The sequence below is a fragment of the Actinoplanes sp. NPDC048791 genome, from assembly GCF_040650095.1.
Classification (GTDB): Bacteria; Actinomycetota; Actinomycetes; order Mycobacteriales; family Micromonosporaceae; genus Actinoplanes.
The window spans coordinates 1-13713 of sequence record NZ_JBEZGQ010000119.1; the positions used below are offsets into that span (position 1 = coordinate 1).

At 70.9% G+C, this 13713-nt stretch carries 13 protein-coding genes and 1 pseudogene; 5 read left to right on the top strand and 9 right to left on the bottom strand.

Annotation, left to right across the window (positions count from 1 at the left end; all coding sequences use genetic code 11):
• Nucleotides 1-189: pseudogene (locus AB0C29_RS12035) on the top strand (TetR/AcrR family transcriptional regulator); the annotation flags it as partial.
• Here the strand turns inward: AB0C29_RS12035 and AB0C29_RS12040 are convergent.
• From AB0C29_RS12040 to fbaA, 4 genes are all read right to left on the bottom strand, one after another.
• A complete protein-coding gene (locus AB0C29_RS12040) occupies nt 173-943 on the bottom strand; it encodes an RNA ligase family protein (protein ID WP_360818917.1) in 771 nt (256 codons plus the stop codon). The pseudogene AB0C29_RS12035 and the gene AB0C29_RS12040 overlap by 17 nt on opposite strands.
• 353 nt (nt 944-1296) lie before the next feature.
• The gene (locus tag AB0C29_RS12045; protein ID WP_360818920.1) at nt 1297-2496 is read right to left on the bottom strand and encodes a lipase; all 1200 of its coding nucleotides are present in this window, start codon (nt 2494-2496) and stop codon (nt 1297-1299) included.
• An 80-nt stretch (nt 2497-2576) separates the two neighbouring features.
• Nucleotides 2577-3101, bottom strand: coding sequence for a hypothetical protein (locus AB0C29_RS12050; protein WP_360547140.1), 525 nt, complete (start codon nt 3099-3101; stop codon nt 2577-2579).
• A gap of 109 nt (nt 3102-3210) precedes the next feature.
• Complete coding sequence (gene fbaA / locus AB0C29_RS12055) at nt 3211-4236, bottom strand: class II fructose-bisphosphate aldolase (RefSeq protein ID WP_360818923.1); 1026 nt, start codon at nt 4234-4236, stop codon at nt 3211-3213.
• A 186-nt stretch (nt 4237-4422) separates the two neighbouring features.
• Here fbaA and AB0C29_RS12060 point away from each other — a divergent pair, with 186 nt between their 5' ends.
• Entirely contained in the window at nt 4423-4611 is a 189-nt protein-coding gene (locus tag AB0C29_RS12060; RefSeq protein ID WP_360818926.1) for a hypothetical protein, read from the top strand.
• A gap of 3 nt (nt 4612-4614) precedes the next feature.
• Here the strand turns inward: AB0C29_RS12060 and AB0C29_RS12065 are convergent, their stop codons facing one another.
• Both AB0C29_RS12065 and AB0C29_RS12070 read right to left on the bottom strand, forming a co-directional pair.
• Entirely contained in the window at nt 4615-5649 is a 1035-nt protein-coding gene (locus AB0C29_RS12065; RefSeq protein ID WP_360818929.1) for an LCP family protein, read from the bottom strand.
• Nucleotides 5646-6128 (bottom strand): SigE family RNA polymerase sigma factor, encoded by a 483-nt coding sequence (locus tag AB0C29_RS12070; RefSeq protein WP_360546889.1) that lies wholly within the window; start codon nt 6126-6128, stop codon nt 5646-5648. Before AB0C29_RS12070 ends, AB0C29_RS12065 begins: the two co-directional genes overlap by 4 nt.
• Before the next feature lie 98 nt (nt 6129-6226).
• Here AB0C29_RS12070 and AB0C29_RS12075 point away from each other — a divergent pair, with 98 nt between their 5' ends.
• The 3 genes from AB0C29_RS12075 to AB0C29_RS12085 are packed head-to-tail and all read left to right on the top strand — an operon-like array spanning nt 6227 to nt 11016.
• The gene (locus AB0C29_RS12075; RefSeq protein ID WP_360818932.1) at nt 6227-7654 is read left to right on the top strand and encodes a 3' terminal RNA ribose 2'-O-methyltransferase Hen1; all 1428 of its coding nucleotides are present in this window, start codon (nt 6227-6229) and stop codon (nt 7652-7654) included.
• Nucleotides 7651-10149 carry a polynucleotide kinase-phosphatase gene (locus AB0C29_RS12080; protein WP_360818935.1) on the top strand — a complete coding sequence of 833 codons (2499 nt, stop codon included), beginning with the start codon at nt 7651-7653 and terminating at the stop codon, nt 10147-10149. The genes AB0C29_RS12075 and AB0C29_RS12080 overlap by 4 nt, the downstream gene beginning before the upstream one ends.
• A gap of 54 nt (nt 10150-10203) precedes the next feature.
• The gene (locus AB0C29_RS12085; RefSeq protein WP_360818938.1) at nt 10204-11016 is read left to right on the top strand and encodes a DedA family protein; all 813 of its coding nucleotides are present in this window, start codon (nt 10204-10206) and stop codon (nt 11014-11016) included.
• Nucleotides 11017-11493: 477 nt separating this feature from the next.
• On the opposite strand, the gene AB0C29_RS12090 is transcribed toward AB0C29_RS12085, so the two are convergent.
• The 3 genes from AB0C29_RS12090 to AB0C29_RS12100 form a co-directional block, all read right to left on the bottom strand.
• Nucleotides 11494-12165, bottom strand: coding sequence for a class II aldolase/adducin family protein (locus tag AB0C29_RS12090; RefSeq protein WP_360818944.1), 672 nt, complete (start codon nt 12163-12165; stop codon nt 11494-11496).
• 107 nt (nt 12166-12272) lie between these two features.
• Nucleotides 12273-12650, bottom strand: coding sequence for a helix-turn-helix transcriptional regulator (locus AB0C29_RS12095; protein ID WP_092549981.1), 378 nt, complete (start codon nt 12648-12650; stop codon nt 12273-12275).
• A gap of 191 nt (nt 12651-12841) precedes the next feature.
• Entirely contained in the window at nt 12842-13102 is a 261-nt protein-coding gene (locus tag AB0C29_RS12100; RefSeq protein ID WP_360818941.1) for a hypothetical protein, read from the bottom strand.
• Nucleotides 13103-13713: the final 611 nt, after the last annotated feature.

The window sequence follows — 13713 nt, forward strand, 5'->3', positions numbered from 1 at the left end:
CCGTGGGCCGTCTTCGCCCGGGCCACGGTGCAGGACTGGCTCGCCGTGCTGACGGCCGGGCGGCCCGGGACCGAGCGGGCGACCCTCACCCTCGCGGTGCTGCGCGGAGCGTTGCTGGATCTCCTCGCCACCGGCGACGTCGAGCGCACGTCGGCGGCGGTGGAGAGCTACCTCAACGGCGGCGCTTGAGGGTACGGCCGTAGTCCTGGAACCGGGCCTTGGCGATCACCCTGCGATCGTTGCTGCGCAGCACGATGCCCTCGGCCCCGCCCGGCGCCCCGGCGTCCAGCCGCACCCGCGACTCGGGCAGCTGCTCCGCCAGCCAGGCGCTGGTCTTCTCCAGGTCGGTCGGCAGCTCCGCGGCATCCACAGTGAACAGCCGCGGCGTCAGCTCGAGCCCGGCATCGCGGGCAGCGCCGGCCAGCTCATCCTCGGCGAGGAAGGTCTGCCCGCCACCGTCGCGCCACGCGGCGATCTGCTCGGCGGGCCAGCTGAGCTGCTCAGCCGGGTCGCGCAGGACGAGCACGTCGAAGCACCGCCAGCCGTACCGGGTGGGGTCGCTGGTGTACTGCTTGGCGGCGGAGCCCACCTTGCCGCCGTACAGCTCGACGTAGACGACCCGGATCTCGTCGCCGGCGACGGGCGCGAGCGCCTCGGCGACCGGCTTCAGCGCGGCGACGACGCCCTGCGACGGGTTGAAGATCAGGTCACCCCGGGCATGCAGCAGCTCCTCGCGCGACCCGATCAGCCAGCCGCCACCGGGGGTCAGGATCATCCTGGCGTTCGTACCGTCGACCTTCTCGGTTCCCACGACCGGCCCGGAGAAGACCACGGCCTCGTCCTGCAGACCCCCGTTGCGCGGGTCGAGCAGGTGGTAGGTCGGGATCGACGGGTACTTGGTCAGGGAGTTGAGGGCCTTCAGGTCGACTCGACGGAGATCCATACCGGCATTGAAGCGGCCCGGCGCCAACTCCTGCAAAGCCATTACGGCTGGGTGGCAGGCATGCCGCACACTGCGGTCATGGTGACGATCCTGTTCGTTCTGGGACTCGCGGCCGCTGTCGGCGTCGCGGTCTGGACCAGCCGTCGCACGACCGGGACACGCCCGTCCGGCAGCAACCGCCACCTCAGCGGCGGCTCAGGCGTGCTCTACACCTACGGAGACACCGACCACCGCCACCACTCCGGAAGCGGAGATGGCGGCGGTGGCAGCGATGGCGGCGGCTGGTCCGGCGGAGACGGTGGCGGCTGGTCCGGCGGCGGAGGCGACGGTGGTGGTGGCGGCGGAGGCGGGAATTAGCGCAGGCTCGCGAACCAGGTGGCCGCCGCGGCGGTGCCGCGGATGTTCGAGCCGAGGTGGATCGAGCCCTCGTACTTCAGGTCGCCCACGTCGACCACGGGCACCGTCCGGAACGACGCCGCGCAGTGCTCGGCGTTCGCGGTCGGAACCTGCTCGTCGCCGGCAGAGACGAGCAACCGCACCGGTACGCCCGGCTGCCAGCCCGAACACGTCGCGTCGTGCACCCGCAACGCGGCGGCGAACGGCCCCGACGGTTCGGTGAGCAGCTTCAACCCGTGCCGGGTGTAGAGCTGGTCGAGCCGCATGGGCAGAAGCTCACCCAGGTCGTCGCCGTCGTGCACGCCGTCGTAGAGCCCCTCGACCCGGTCCGCGATCTTGTCGTTGAAGACCTCGGCCGGGTCGTCGTAGAGGTGATGCAGGCGGTTCCACGAGACCATCAGGTACGCGGTGTAGCCCACGTTCCACGGCGGTTCGACCGTGCCGTCGATCAGGGCGGGCAGTTCGACACCGCGCACGTCGTACGCCCCGGAGATCGGCGCCAGCGCACGCAGCCGGAACCAGTCGTCCGCGCCGCCGTGCAGGGCCTTGGCCAGTCCGGTCGCGGCCGACCCGCCCTGGGAGAAGCCGGTGACCAGCACGTCCCGGCCCAGCTCGCGGCCGGTACGCGGGACGAAAGCACGTGCGGCCCGGAGCAGGTCCACCCCCGCGGTGGTCTCCGAAGGCACGTCCAGGAACGGGTGCGGCCCGGGTCCCAGCCCCAGGCCGAGATAGTCCGGCGCGACGGCGGCGAAGCCCGCGGACGCGAAGGTCAGAGCCGGCGCGACACCCCAGCCGTCGGCGGTCAGGGACGGCGCGTCGAGCCGGTTGAGCTCGGTGCCGTGCGTGTAGGACACCGTGCGCAGCTGCCGGGCACCGTTCCGGGGCAGGGCCAGCAGTCCACTGGCGACGGTGGGCCGGCCCGCCGGGTCGACCGTGCGGTAGATCAGCTGGTACGTGTCGACGCCGTACCGGGCGGGTGCGGGGTCGAACTTCGCTTCGGTGAGCGCGTCGGCGACGTCCGCTCCGGTGGTCAGGGTCCGCAACGGGGTCGCGGTGATCAGCTGGCCGCGGTCGGACCGGTGGGCGGAGGCCGAAGTGGCCGGTAGGGTCGCGGCGGCCAGGCCGAGAACGGCGAGGCCCGCGAGGAGCATCTTCATGTCCTCGACGCTAGGGATGGTTGCGGACCGGCAGAATCCTGCTGCCCGGCGTCCCGCGGGTAGGGCCAGCCCCCGGCCGGTCAGGCGACGTGCACCCGGCGCCAGCTGTGCACCGGCAGATCCATTTCCGGTACGTCGGTCAGCCCGTTCTCGTCCATCGCGTTGAAGACCGCCAGTCGCGCCCCCTCGAAGAGGAACTCGACGGCGTGCAGCACCCGGGGCCGCCACTCCTTGACCGTGGTGCGCTCGATGATGTTGACCTCGCGCAGCCTCCGGCCCCGGGCGTTGCGCAGCGCCGCGTGCGGGTCGGCCCGCCAGTCGAGCTGGATGCCGGTGGCGTACCACTCGATGGGTGCGCTCATGTCGACCTGGTTCCAGGTGATTGCACACTCGTCGAACTTGCGGTGAGTGATTTCCACGTTGGCGCCACCGAAGCCGAGGATCACCGGGCCGTCGGCGAACCAGCCCCGCTCGGACATGTCCCACATCAGCCAGCCGCCGACCAGCTCACGGCCGATGAGCCGGGAAAACCGTGCTCTGTGGACGGCAGCGAGGGCCTCGGCGTCGTGGTGCCACTCGGGTTCATACCCCTCGATACCGAGCATGATCACCGCCCTCTTCCGGACAAGACGACGATCGTACCCACGCCTCTGCGTAGTCCGGCAACACGAGAACGGCCGGCCCCCACGTACGGGGACCGGCCGTTCGACAAGATCACTTGAGGAGCGAGGTGCCCGTCGAACGCAGGTGCTCACACGCCTCGACGACGCGCTTGGCCAGACCGTCCTCGGCCAGCTTGCCCCAGGCGCGGGGGTCGTACTGCTTCTTGTTGCCGACCTCGCCGTCGATCTTCAGCACGCCGTCGTAGTTGCGGAACATGTGGTCCGCGACCGGGCGGGTGAACGCGTACTGCGTGTCGGTGTCGATGTTCATCTTGACCACGCCGTAGTCCAGGGCGCCGTGGATCTCCGACAGCAGCGAGCCGGAGCCGCCGTGGAAGACCAGGTCGAACGGCTTCTCCTTGCCGTACTTGGCGCCGACCGCCTCCTGGATCTCCTTGAGGATCTCCGGGCGCAGCTTGACGTTGCCGGGCTTGTAGACGCCGTGCACGTTGCCGAACGTCAGGGCCGTCATGTAGCGGCCCTTCTCGCCCAGGCCCAGCGCGGCGGCGGTGGCCAGGCCGTCCTCGACCGTCGAGTAGAGCTTGTCGTCGATCGCGGCGGAGACGCCGTCCTCCTCGCCACCGACCACGCCGACCTCGATCTCGAGGATGATGTGCGCGGCGGCGGCCTGCGCGAGCAGCTCCTCGGCGATCTGCAGGTTCTCGTCGACGGGTACGGCCGAGCCGTCCCACATGTGCGACTGGAACAGCGGCGCCTGGCCGTTCGCGACGCGCTCCTTGGAGAGGGCGAGCAGCGGGCGCACGTACGCGTCGAGCTTGTTCTTCGGGCAGTGGTCGGTGTGCAGCGCGATGTTGACCGGGTAGTTCTTGGCGACCTCGGTCGCGTACTCGGCGAGGGCGACCGCGCCGGTGATCATGTTCTTGACCGTGGGGCCGGAGGCGTACTCGGCGCCACCGGTGGAGATCTGGACGATGCCGTCGCTGCCGGCCTCGGCGAAGCCCTGCAGGGCGGCGTTGAGCGTCTGCGAGGACGTCACGTTGATCGCGGGGTACGCGAACGCGCCGGACTTGGCGCGGTCGAGCATCTCGGCGTAGACCTCAGGGGAAGCGATGGGCATCGGTGCGCTCCTTGATCTCAGAATGCGAAGCAGAGGGCAGGACCGCGCTGTCCTCCAGCAGGCAGTATTCCGCAGCGGGGGACCGGCACGGAAATCGCCCCGTTACCCTCGCCCCGGTTTGCGGGCCGGGCGCGGCGGGGACGGTGCAGCATGAGGGAGTGACCCGCGACGTGAAGGGAGCCGGCCATGACCTACCCGCAGGACGAGCGTGACCTGGAAGCGCCCGAGGGCGACGCGGCCGAACAGGCCGCGGTGGCCGATCCGGCCTGGGCCGACGACGCCGAGGAGCCGGCCGTGAGCCGGTCCCTGGAGGCGCCGGAATGGGACGCCCAGGAACAGGGACGCAGCGTTCCCCTCGACGACGACTACCGCTGAGCCCTATTTCACGACGTATGCCGGGTTTGCGGCGATCCAGGCGGGAAGCGTGTCGTCGCGGAGCGCGGCGTACAGCGACGGACCGACCTTGGCGTAGATCTGCTCCCGGCCGTTGGCCATGCCGTGGAAGGTGCGCTCGCTGATCCCGACCGGTGACCCGGGCGAGCCCAGTGAGCCGGCCGCCCGGAGCAACGCCGCCGGGTCACCGGAGATCTCCAGCCCGTCCCGGGCGGCGGTGAGGAGCGCGTGCACGCGGGCGGGATCGGTCACGGTCCCGTCCGCGGCCAGCTTCCCGGCCAGCGCCCGCAGGAAGAGCTGGGCGTTGCGGTCCCGGTCGTAGCTGCCGTTCCGGAGGCCGTAGCGGGCCTGCAGCACCGGTACGACGTCGGCCGCGGTCAGCTGCTGACAGCCCTTCGGGTACGTCTTGCCGTTGTGCGCCGACTTGACGGCCTGCGGCAGGCACACCCGAACGCCACCGACGGCCTCGGTCACGGCTCGCAGCGCCCGGAAATCGACCGTCACGGTCGCGTCGAAGGTGACTCCGGTGAGCTCGGAGACGGTCTTCTCGGTGAGCTCCGGGCCACCGAGGAAGAGCGTCTCGCTCAACTTGCCCTCCCCGCCCGGCAGCTTCACCTCGCCGTCGCGCGGCAGGCTGACCAGATAGGCCCGGGTGCGGTCGGCCGGCACGTGGATGATCATGACCGTGTCGGCCCGGCGGTTCCGATCCTGCCAGCGGAGCCTGTTGTCGCTGCCCAGCAGCAACACATCCAGCGGGCCGGCCGGCGCCGGCTCAGTCCCGAGCAGCTCGGCGGTGGGCACCGACGGTGCCGGGTCGCGCTGCCACCGCTCCAGGACCACCGGTACGGCGGATCCGGCCATCAGCACGGCGACGGCCGCGGTGGCGACCCGGCGGATCATGCGGCGGCGTCGGGCGCGTACCGAAGCCACCTCGATCCCGGCCCGCACCGGGCCGACGGCCGGGGTCAGGGCCTCGTGCCGCTCGAAGGTGGCCCGCAGCTCTTCCTCGATCGGGGTCATCGGGCCTCCACGAACTCGGTACGGAGCGTGACGAGCGCTCGCGAGATGGACGAACGAACCGTGCCCACGGCACAGCCGAGCACCTCGGCGATCTCGGCATCCGGCAGATCCTCGTAGTAGCGCAGCACCAGAGCCGCCCGCTGCTGACGCGGGAGCCGGGCCAGCATGGTCCAGACCCGGTCCCGCTCGGCGCTCTCCTGGGCGTGGTCACTGGGCGCCGCGCGGGCCGGATCGGGCTCGGGCCGCAACAGCACCCGCCGGACCCACGAGCCCCGGCGCAGGTCGACGAACTGGTTGGTGAGCATCTTGCGGACGTACCCGTCCGGAGAGTCGCTGCCGGCGACCCGCCGCCAGTTCAGCTGGACCCGGACCATCGTCTCCTGCACGAGGTCCTGCGCCGTGTGCTGGTCACCGGTGAGCATGACGGCGTACCGCAGCAGGGCGCCGAGCCGGCTGTCGGCGAACTCCTCGTAGGTCACGGGCACCTCCGCTCCTACGACGGCCACGGACCCGCGAATCATTGCGCCGCCCGTCAAATCAGTCGCTGCCGATGGCCCCGCGCTGCGATCATCAGCCGGTGCTGCTCACCGTGACGACTACCCACCGGCCGGCCACCGACCTCGGTTACCTGCTGGTCAAGCACCCCGACAAGGTGCATTCCTTCGACGTGCCCACCGGCACGGCCCACGTCCTGTTCCCGGACGCGGCCGAGGACCGGTGCACCGCCGCGCTGCTGCTCGACGTCGACCCGCAGCGCCTCGGAGCCGCGCGCGGCGGTCGCAAGCAGCAGTCGGCACCGGAGTCGTTCGCGCTGGGCCAGTACGTCAACGACCGCCCGTACGCGGCGTCCAGCCTGCTCGCCGGCGCCCTGGCCAAGGTGTTCCGCAGCGCCCTGCGCGGCGAGTCCAAGGACCGCCCGGAGCTGGCCGGCGCGGCCCTCCCGCTGGAGATCCACGTGCCGGTGCTGCGCTGCCGGGGCAGTGCGGCCGCCCTGTTCGAGCCGCTGGGCTGGACGGTCACCGCGACGCCCATCCCGCTCGACGACGTCCCGGCCGGGCATCCGCTGGACGGCGACAGCCCGTACGTCGACCTCACCCTGACCGGCACCCTGCGGCTGGCCGACGCGCTGAACCACCTGTACGTGCTGCTGCCCGTCCTGGACGACGCCAAGCACTACTGGGTGGCGCCCGACGAGATCGACAAGCTGCTGCGCGCGGGCGAGGGCTGGCTGGCCGCCCACCCGGAGAAGGTGCTGATCACCCGGCGCTATCTGGCCCACCGGCGGTCGCTGGCGGCCAGCGCGCTCGAGCAGCTCGACCGGCTGGACCCGGACTCCGTCGACGCCCCGGCCGACACGGTGACCGACGAGGAGGCCGAGCTGCCGGTGGCCCGCAAGCAGTCGCTCGCCGAGCAGCGGCGCGACGCGGTCCTGGCCGCGCTGGCCGAGTCCGGCGCGACCCGGGTGCTCGACCTCGGCTGCGGCCAGGGGGCGCTGCTCGGCGCCCTGATCAAGGACCGCCGGTACACGCAGATCGTCGGCACGGACGTGTCCTCACGTGCCCTCGACCTGGCCCACAAGCGCCTGCGGCTGGACCGGGTGCCCGAGCGCCAGCGGGACCGCGTGACGCTGTGGCAGTCGGCGCTGACCTACCGCGACGACCGGCTGCGCGGCTTCGACGCGGCGGTGCTGATGGAGGTCATCGAACACGTCGACCCGCCGCGCCTGCCCGCGCTGGAGGCGTCGGTGTTCGGCCACGCGAGCCCGGCGACGGTCATCGTGACCACCCCGAACGTCGAATACAACGGCCTGTACGAGGGCCTGACCGGAATGCGGCACTCCGACCACCGCTTCGAGTGGACCCGCGCCGAATTCCAGGAGTGGGCCGCCCGCACCGCGTCCGCGCACGGCTACCGGGTGAGCTTCCGGGGCGTGGGCGACGAGGACCAGAAGGCCGGCGCACCGACCCAGCTCGCCGTGTTCGTGAAGGAGAAGGAGGAGGCATGACCCAGATCGACATCCCGGAGCTCGCGCTCGTCGCGCTGGTCGGCATCTCCGGATCCGGCAAGTCGACCTTCGCCGGGCAGCACTTCAAGCCCACCCAGGTGCTGTCCTCCGACTACTTCCGCGGCCTGGTCGCCGACGACGAGAACGACCAGTCCGCGTCCGGCGACGCCTTCGACGTGCTGCACTACGTGGCCGGCAAGCGGCTGGCCGCCGGACGGCTCACCGTCGTCGACGCCACCAACCTGCAGCCGCACGCCCGGGCCGGGCTGGTCAAGGTCGCCCGCGAGCACGACGTGCTGCCGGTGGCCGTGGTCCTCGACGTGCCCGAGGCGCTGGCCTGGGAGCGCACCCAGGGCCGGGCGGACCGTACCTTCGGCCGTCAGGTCCTCAACCGCATGCACCGGGACCTGCGCCGCTCGCTCGGGCAGCTGGCCCGGGAGGGCTTCCGCAAGATCCACGTGCTGCGCGGCGTGGAGGAGATCGCCGCCGCCTCGATCCGCTACGAGAAGCTGTTCAACGACAAGCGTGAGGTCACCGGCCCGTTCGACATCATCGGCGACGTGCACGGCTGCCGGGCCGAGCTGGAGACGCTGCTGGAAACCCTCGGGTACGCCCTGAGCCGCGACGACTCCGGCCGCCCGGTCGGTGCCGTGCACCCGGAGGGCCGTACCGCGGTCTTCGTCGGTGACCTGGTCGACCGCGGCCCGGACTCCCCCGGCGTGCTGCGCCTGGTCATGGGCATGGCCGGGGCCGGCACGGCGATCTGCGTGCCGGGCAACCACGAGCAGAAGCTGGCCCGCAAGCTCAACGGCCGCAACGTGCAGCTCACCCACGGCCTGCCGGAGACCCTGGAACAGCTCGGCCGCGAGGACGAGGCGTTCACCGCCCAGGTCCGCACCTTCATCGACGGCCTGGTCAGCCACTACGTGCTGGACGGCGGCCAGCTGGTGGTGGCCCACGCCGGCCTGAAGGAGGCCTACCAGGGCCGCGCCTCGGGCCGGGTCCGCTCCTTCGCCCTGTACGGCGAGACGACCGGCGAGACCGACGAGTACGGCCTCCCGGTCCGCTACCCGTGGGCCCGCGACTACCGCGGCTCGGCGGCGGTCGTCTACGGCCACACGCCGATCCCGGAACCGGAGTGGATCAACAACACCATCTGCCTCGACACCGGTTGCGTCTTCGGCGGCAAGCTGACCGCGCTGCGCTGGCCGACCCGCGAGCTGGTGTCGGTCCCCGCCGCCCGGGAGTACTACGCCCCGGCCCGCCCGCTGGTCCCGGTCGACACCAAGCCCGACGAGGGCCTCGACCTGGCCGACGTCACCGGCCGCCGGCACCTCGACTACGGGTACGGCCGCACCACGGTCGCCGCGGAGAACGCCGCCGCGGCACTCGAGGTGATGAGCCGCTTCGCCCTGGACCCGGCCACGCTGGTCTGGCTGCCCCCGACGATGGCGCCGTGCTCGACGTCGACGCAGGAGGGCTACCTCGAGCACCCGGCGACGGCGTTCGCGGACCTGCGGTCGGCGGGCGTCGGCACGGTGGTGTGCGAGGAGAAGCACATGGGCTCCCGGGCGGTGGTCCGCGTCTCGCGTTCGGGGGCCGGGGACGCCATCTGGACCCGTACCGGTCGGCCGTTCTTCGACGCCGAGCGCAACACCACGCTGCTGGCCGGCGTGCGCGCGGCGGCCGGGAAGGTCTTCACCGAGCTGGACACCGAGTGGCTGCTGCTCGACACCGAGCTGCTGCCGTGGTCGGCCAAGGCCGGCGGGCTGATCCGCGAGCGGTACGCGGGAGTCGGTGCCGCGGGACGGGCCGCGCTGCCGGCTGCCCTGTCGGTGCTGGAGCAGGTCGCCGGGCGTGGCCTCGACGTCACGGAACTGCGCGCGCGGCTGGAGCTGCGGGCGACGGAGATCGAGGGCTACTCGGCGGCGTACCGGGCGTACGTGCAGCCGACCGACGGGCTGACCGGTGTGACGCTGGCGCCGTTCGCGGTGCTGGCCGGGGAGAACGTCTCGTACCGGGACAAGGATCACGGCTGGCACCTGGACATCGCGGACAAGCTCGTCGCGGCGGATCCGGTGCTGTTCACCCCGACCCGGCGGATGGTGGTGGAGCTGGGCGATCCGGCCGCGGAACAGGCCGCGACCGACTGGTGGCTGGCGCTGACCGCGGCGGGCGGCGAGGGGATGGTGGTGAAGCCGTACGGCGGCCTGGGCGTGACCGACGCCAAGGGACGGCTGGTGCAGCCGGGGGTGAAGTGCCGGGGCCGGGAGTACCTGCGGATCATCTACGGACCGGAGTACACCCGTCCCGAACAGCTGGAACGGCTGCGGCAGCGGTCGCTGGGCCGTAAGCGTGGCCTCGCGCTGCGCGAGCACGGCCTGGGGCTGGCGGCGCTGGACCGGCTGGCCGAGGGTGCGGCGCTGTGGCGGATCCACGAACTCGTCTTCGCCATCCTCGCGGCGGAATCGGAGCCGGTGGATCCCCGCCTGTAATCCACAGCATTCGTACAGGTGCCGGGCTTGCCGGGGCCGGTACCCTGGCTCCTCGTGGACATCCATGCGCTCTCCGAGCAGCTCGCCCTGAACCCGACCAATCCGAAGGAACTCCTGCAGACCTTCGGGTTGATCGGCGTCTGGGTGATCCTCTTCGCGGAGACGGGTCTGCTCGTCGGCTTCTTCTTCCCGGGCGACTCGCTGCTGTTCCTGGCGGGCGTGGCGGCCTCCCCGGTGGCCGACTCGATCTTCGGTGACGGCACCCGCATCTCGCTGGCCGGCCTGCTGATCGGCGCCCCGCTGTGCGCCATCGCGGGCGCCCAGCTGGGCCACCTGCTCGGCGCGAGGTACGGCCGCCGGATGTTCGAACGGCCCGACAGCAAGCTGTTCAAGCGCGAGTACGTGGAGAAGGCCGAGTACTACTTCGAGAAGTTCGGCCCGGCCAAGGCCGTGGTGCTGGCCCGCTTCATCCCGATCGTCCGCACGTTCCTCAACCCGGTGGCGGGCACCCTCGGCATGCCGGCCCGCCAGTTCTTCGTGTGGAACGTGGTCGGCGCGATCCTGTGGTGCGACGGCATCATCCTGGTCGGCTACCTGCTGGCCCAGCAGATCTTCGACGCCATCGGCGACAAGATCGACCGCTACATCCTGCCGGTGGTCGCCCTGATCGTGCTGATCTCGGTGCTGCCGATCATCATCGAGATGCTCCGCGAGCGGAAGGCGAAGAAGAAGGCCGCCGCCGCGGACCCGGGCCCGGCAACGGCGATCGGCGTCGTGGCGGCGGCGACCGTGGCCGGCATGGCCGAGGCGATCGTCGATCACGACGACGACGAACACCGCGAGCACCGCCCCCGGCACTCCGCCTAGAAAGATTCCGCGGCGGGGCGCAGCAATTCTGCTGAGCGCTGGCCCACTGGCGGCAGGGTGTCCGGCTACGACGATCCGGCCGCCTGAAACCTGGCGACCAGTCGCTGGCGCGATTACGCACGATCCGTGCGTTCCACAGCCGCCAGCAGGCTGAGCCGGTCGTCGACGGGCCCGGATCCGAGCGGCTCGCGCTGATCGAGGCCCTGGCCACCCGGCCGGCCGCGCAACGGCGGGCGATGGTGCTGCGTTATCTGGCCGACCTTCCCATCCCCGACCGGGAACGGGTGCCCGAAGGCACCGTCCGGTCCTGGCTGTACCGCGGCCGCGTCACGCAGGCCGCCGGTGTGGGGATCGCCATAGTGAGCACCGCCACTGTGATGTCCTTGGTCCGCCCACGTCGTGCGCCTGCCCTGAGATCGGGACACAGAAAGTCCCGCGACCGGCTCGACACGAGCCGGTCACGGGGACTTCTGGTTGTCAGACGGAGACTGCCGACGGTGGCAGCGTGGCCAGCCGGTCCAGGAACTCCTCCGGCACTTCGCGGAGGTTGTCCAGCCGGCCCAGGGTCAGCGCCCGATAGGTCAGCGCCGCGGCTTCCTCCAGGTTGCGGGCCCGTTTGTGGGCCAGCTCGACGGAGTCGGCCATGACCACAGAGCCATGCTGGCTGAGCACCAGACAGTCTGTGCCGTCGGCCGCCATCGCCGCCGTCAGCGCCGCCACCTCGGTGCTGCCCGGCAGGCGGAACGGCACAGTGGAGACACGCTTCAGGTAGAAGGCGTGGTCGGTCGTCACGATGCGGATGTGCTCACCGAGCGCATCCAGGAGCAGCGCCGTCTGCGGGTGCAGGTGGACCACCGCGTTCACGTCCGGGCGGGCGCGGTACAACGCCAGGTGGAGGGCGATTTCGCTGGTCGGGGCCAGCCGTGGTGACGGCAGCGGGCCGACGGTCGCGGGCGCGCCGTCGGAGATGCGTACCGGTGCGAAGCTGGTCCGGCTGAGTCTGTCCAGCCAGGCACCGCTCGCGGTGACCCAGCAGGCGTCCTCGTCGGGGATCCGGGCGGACAGATTGCCGCCGGAGCCACAGACCAGTCCGGCCTGGACCACGTCGTAGCCCACGTGCGCGAGCTGGTCGCGCAGATCGCCGGGCACGTAGTTCAACCCGTCAACTCCTCGGGTCCGGGGGGTGGATCCTGATGGAGGTGGCCCGCCTGGCGTCACGCCCCATGAACGGTGACGCCAGGCTTTGTCGGGTCTGCTCAGCGGGCCTTTTTGGTGGCCCGCTTGCGCGGCGGGGTCAGCAGGTCCGCGATCGTCGCGATCGCGCTGGGGACCAGCCGGTAGTACGCCCACACGCCGCGCTTCTCACGCTCGAGCAGGCCGGCCTCCGTCAGGATCCGCAGGTGGTGACTCACCGTCGGCTGCGACAACCCCAGCGGGGCCGTCAGGTCGCAGACGCAGGCTTCACCGTCCGTAGCGGACTGGATGAGGCTGAGCAGCCGCAACCGAGCCGGGTCGGCGAGTGCCTTGAGCACTCCCGCCAGTCGCTCGGCATCGGCACGTTCAATTGGCTCGCCGGCAAGCGGCGAGATCTGAGGCATTGTCATTTCCGCCAACGCAGTTCCCACGATCTCCATCCTTCCACCAACTGCATCGATTCTCCTGCATGTGCGCAGGAACGAACCGGCTAACTTTCAGGCCGTAAGGCCGAGATCGGTCGAACGGTAGGCCGATCTGTACGTCTGTCCGGCACCCCGCACGGGCAGCGTCCGCACTCCGATCGAACCATTCCGCGACACCGACTTCGGTCTCTGCCTCCTGCAACGCCTCAGTCGCCGTCAGGTCGCTGGTCAACGTCGTCGAGCTCTCGATCCCCGCCCCCGGAGTGAGCCGCCCCACATTGTTGATTCACGATCCGTTCCGCGGCCGTCCCGACGCCCGCCCGGTCGTCGGAACTGTCCTGGTACTGCACGGTCACACGGCGTGGGTCGACAACACAGTCAACTTCACGACCCGATGAAAGCACGACACAACGCTGCGCGACGGGCAATTCAGTGATGAATTTACGCAGGTCGTGATGGGCTTCCATCACATCGAGCGTACTGGCTGCCGCAAAACTGGAACGTTCTGCCCCGCCAGGGCGGAAAGGAACTATTGACCCACGGCAAAGCCCGGCCTCAACAGTAAATATTGTTAACTGAGAGGCCCCGCGTACCCCGTTTCCGACAGGTATAGACGCAGCTCAAAGCACCTTTCCGCCACACCCCGCCCGGGGCGGCACCCAACGACGGTCATCGAACGAGTACGCACCGACACCGTTGTCATCGCGCCACGTCTGCCCGTCCAGCGAAAAACCCGCACCGAGCGGCAAGACGAAAGCGTCCGGACAGCGGTGGCCGGCACATCCTCGTCCGTCAACGGTACCCGTTCGGGTGACGCACATCCGTCGATGCCGGTAGGCCCGTCAGCTGGACGGACGTGACCAGTACTCATCATCGGGGCCCGGTCCGGCCGGCGACTCACCCGGCGCGGATGGCCCTGCGGGCCCAGCGGCGGGGGGCGGCGAGCCGTAAACCCCCGTTGGTGGCGCCGAGTAACCACCCGTTGGTGGCGGGCCGTAACCGGCCGGCGGCGGCGGATATCCCCCGGGCGGGCCGTAGGCCGAAGCGCCGTCGGGCGGCGCGTAGCCGGAGGCGCCGT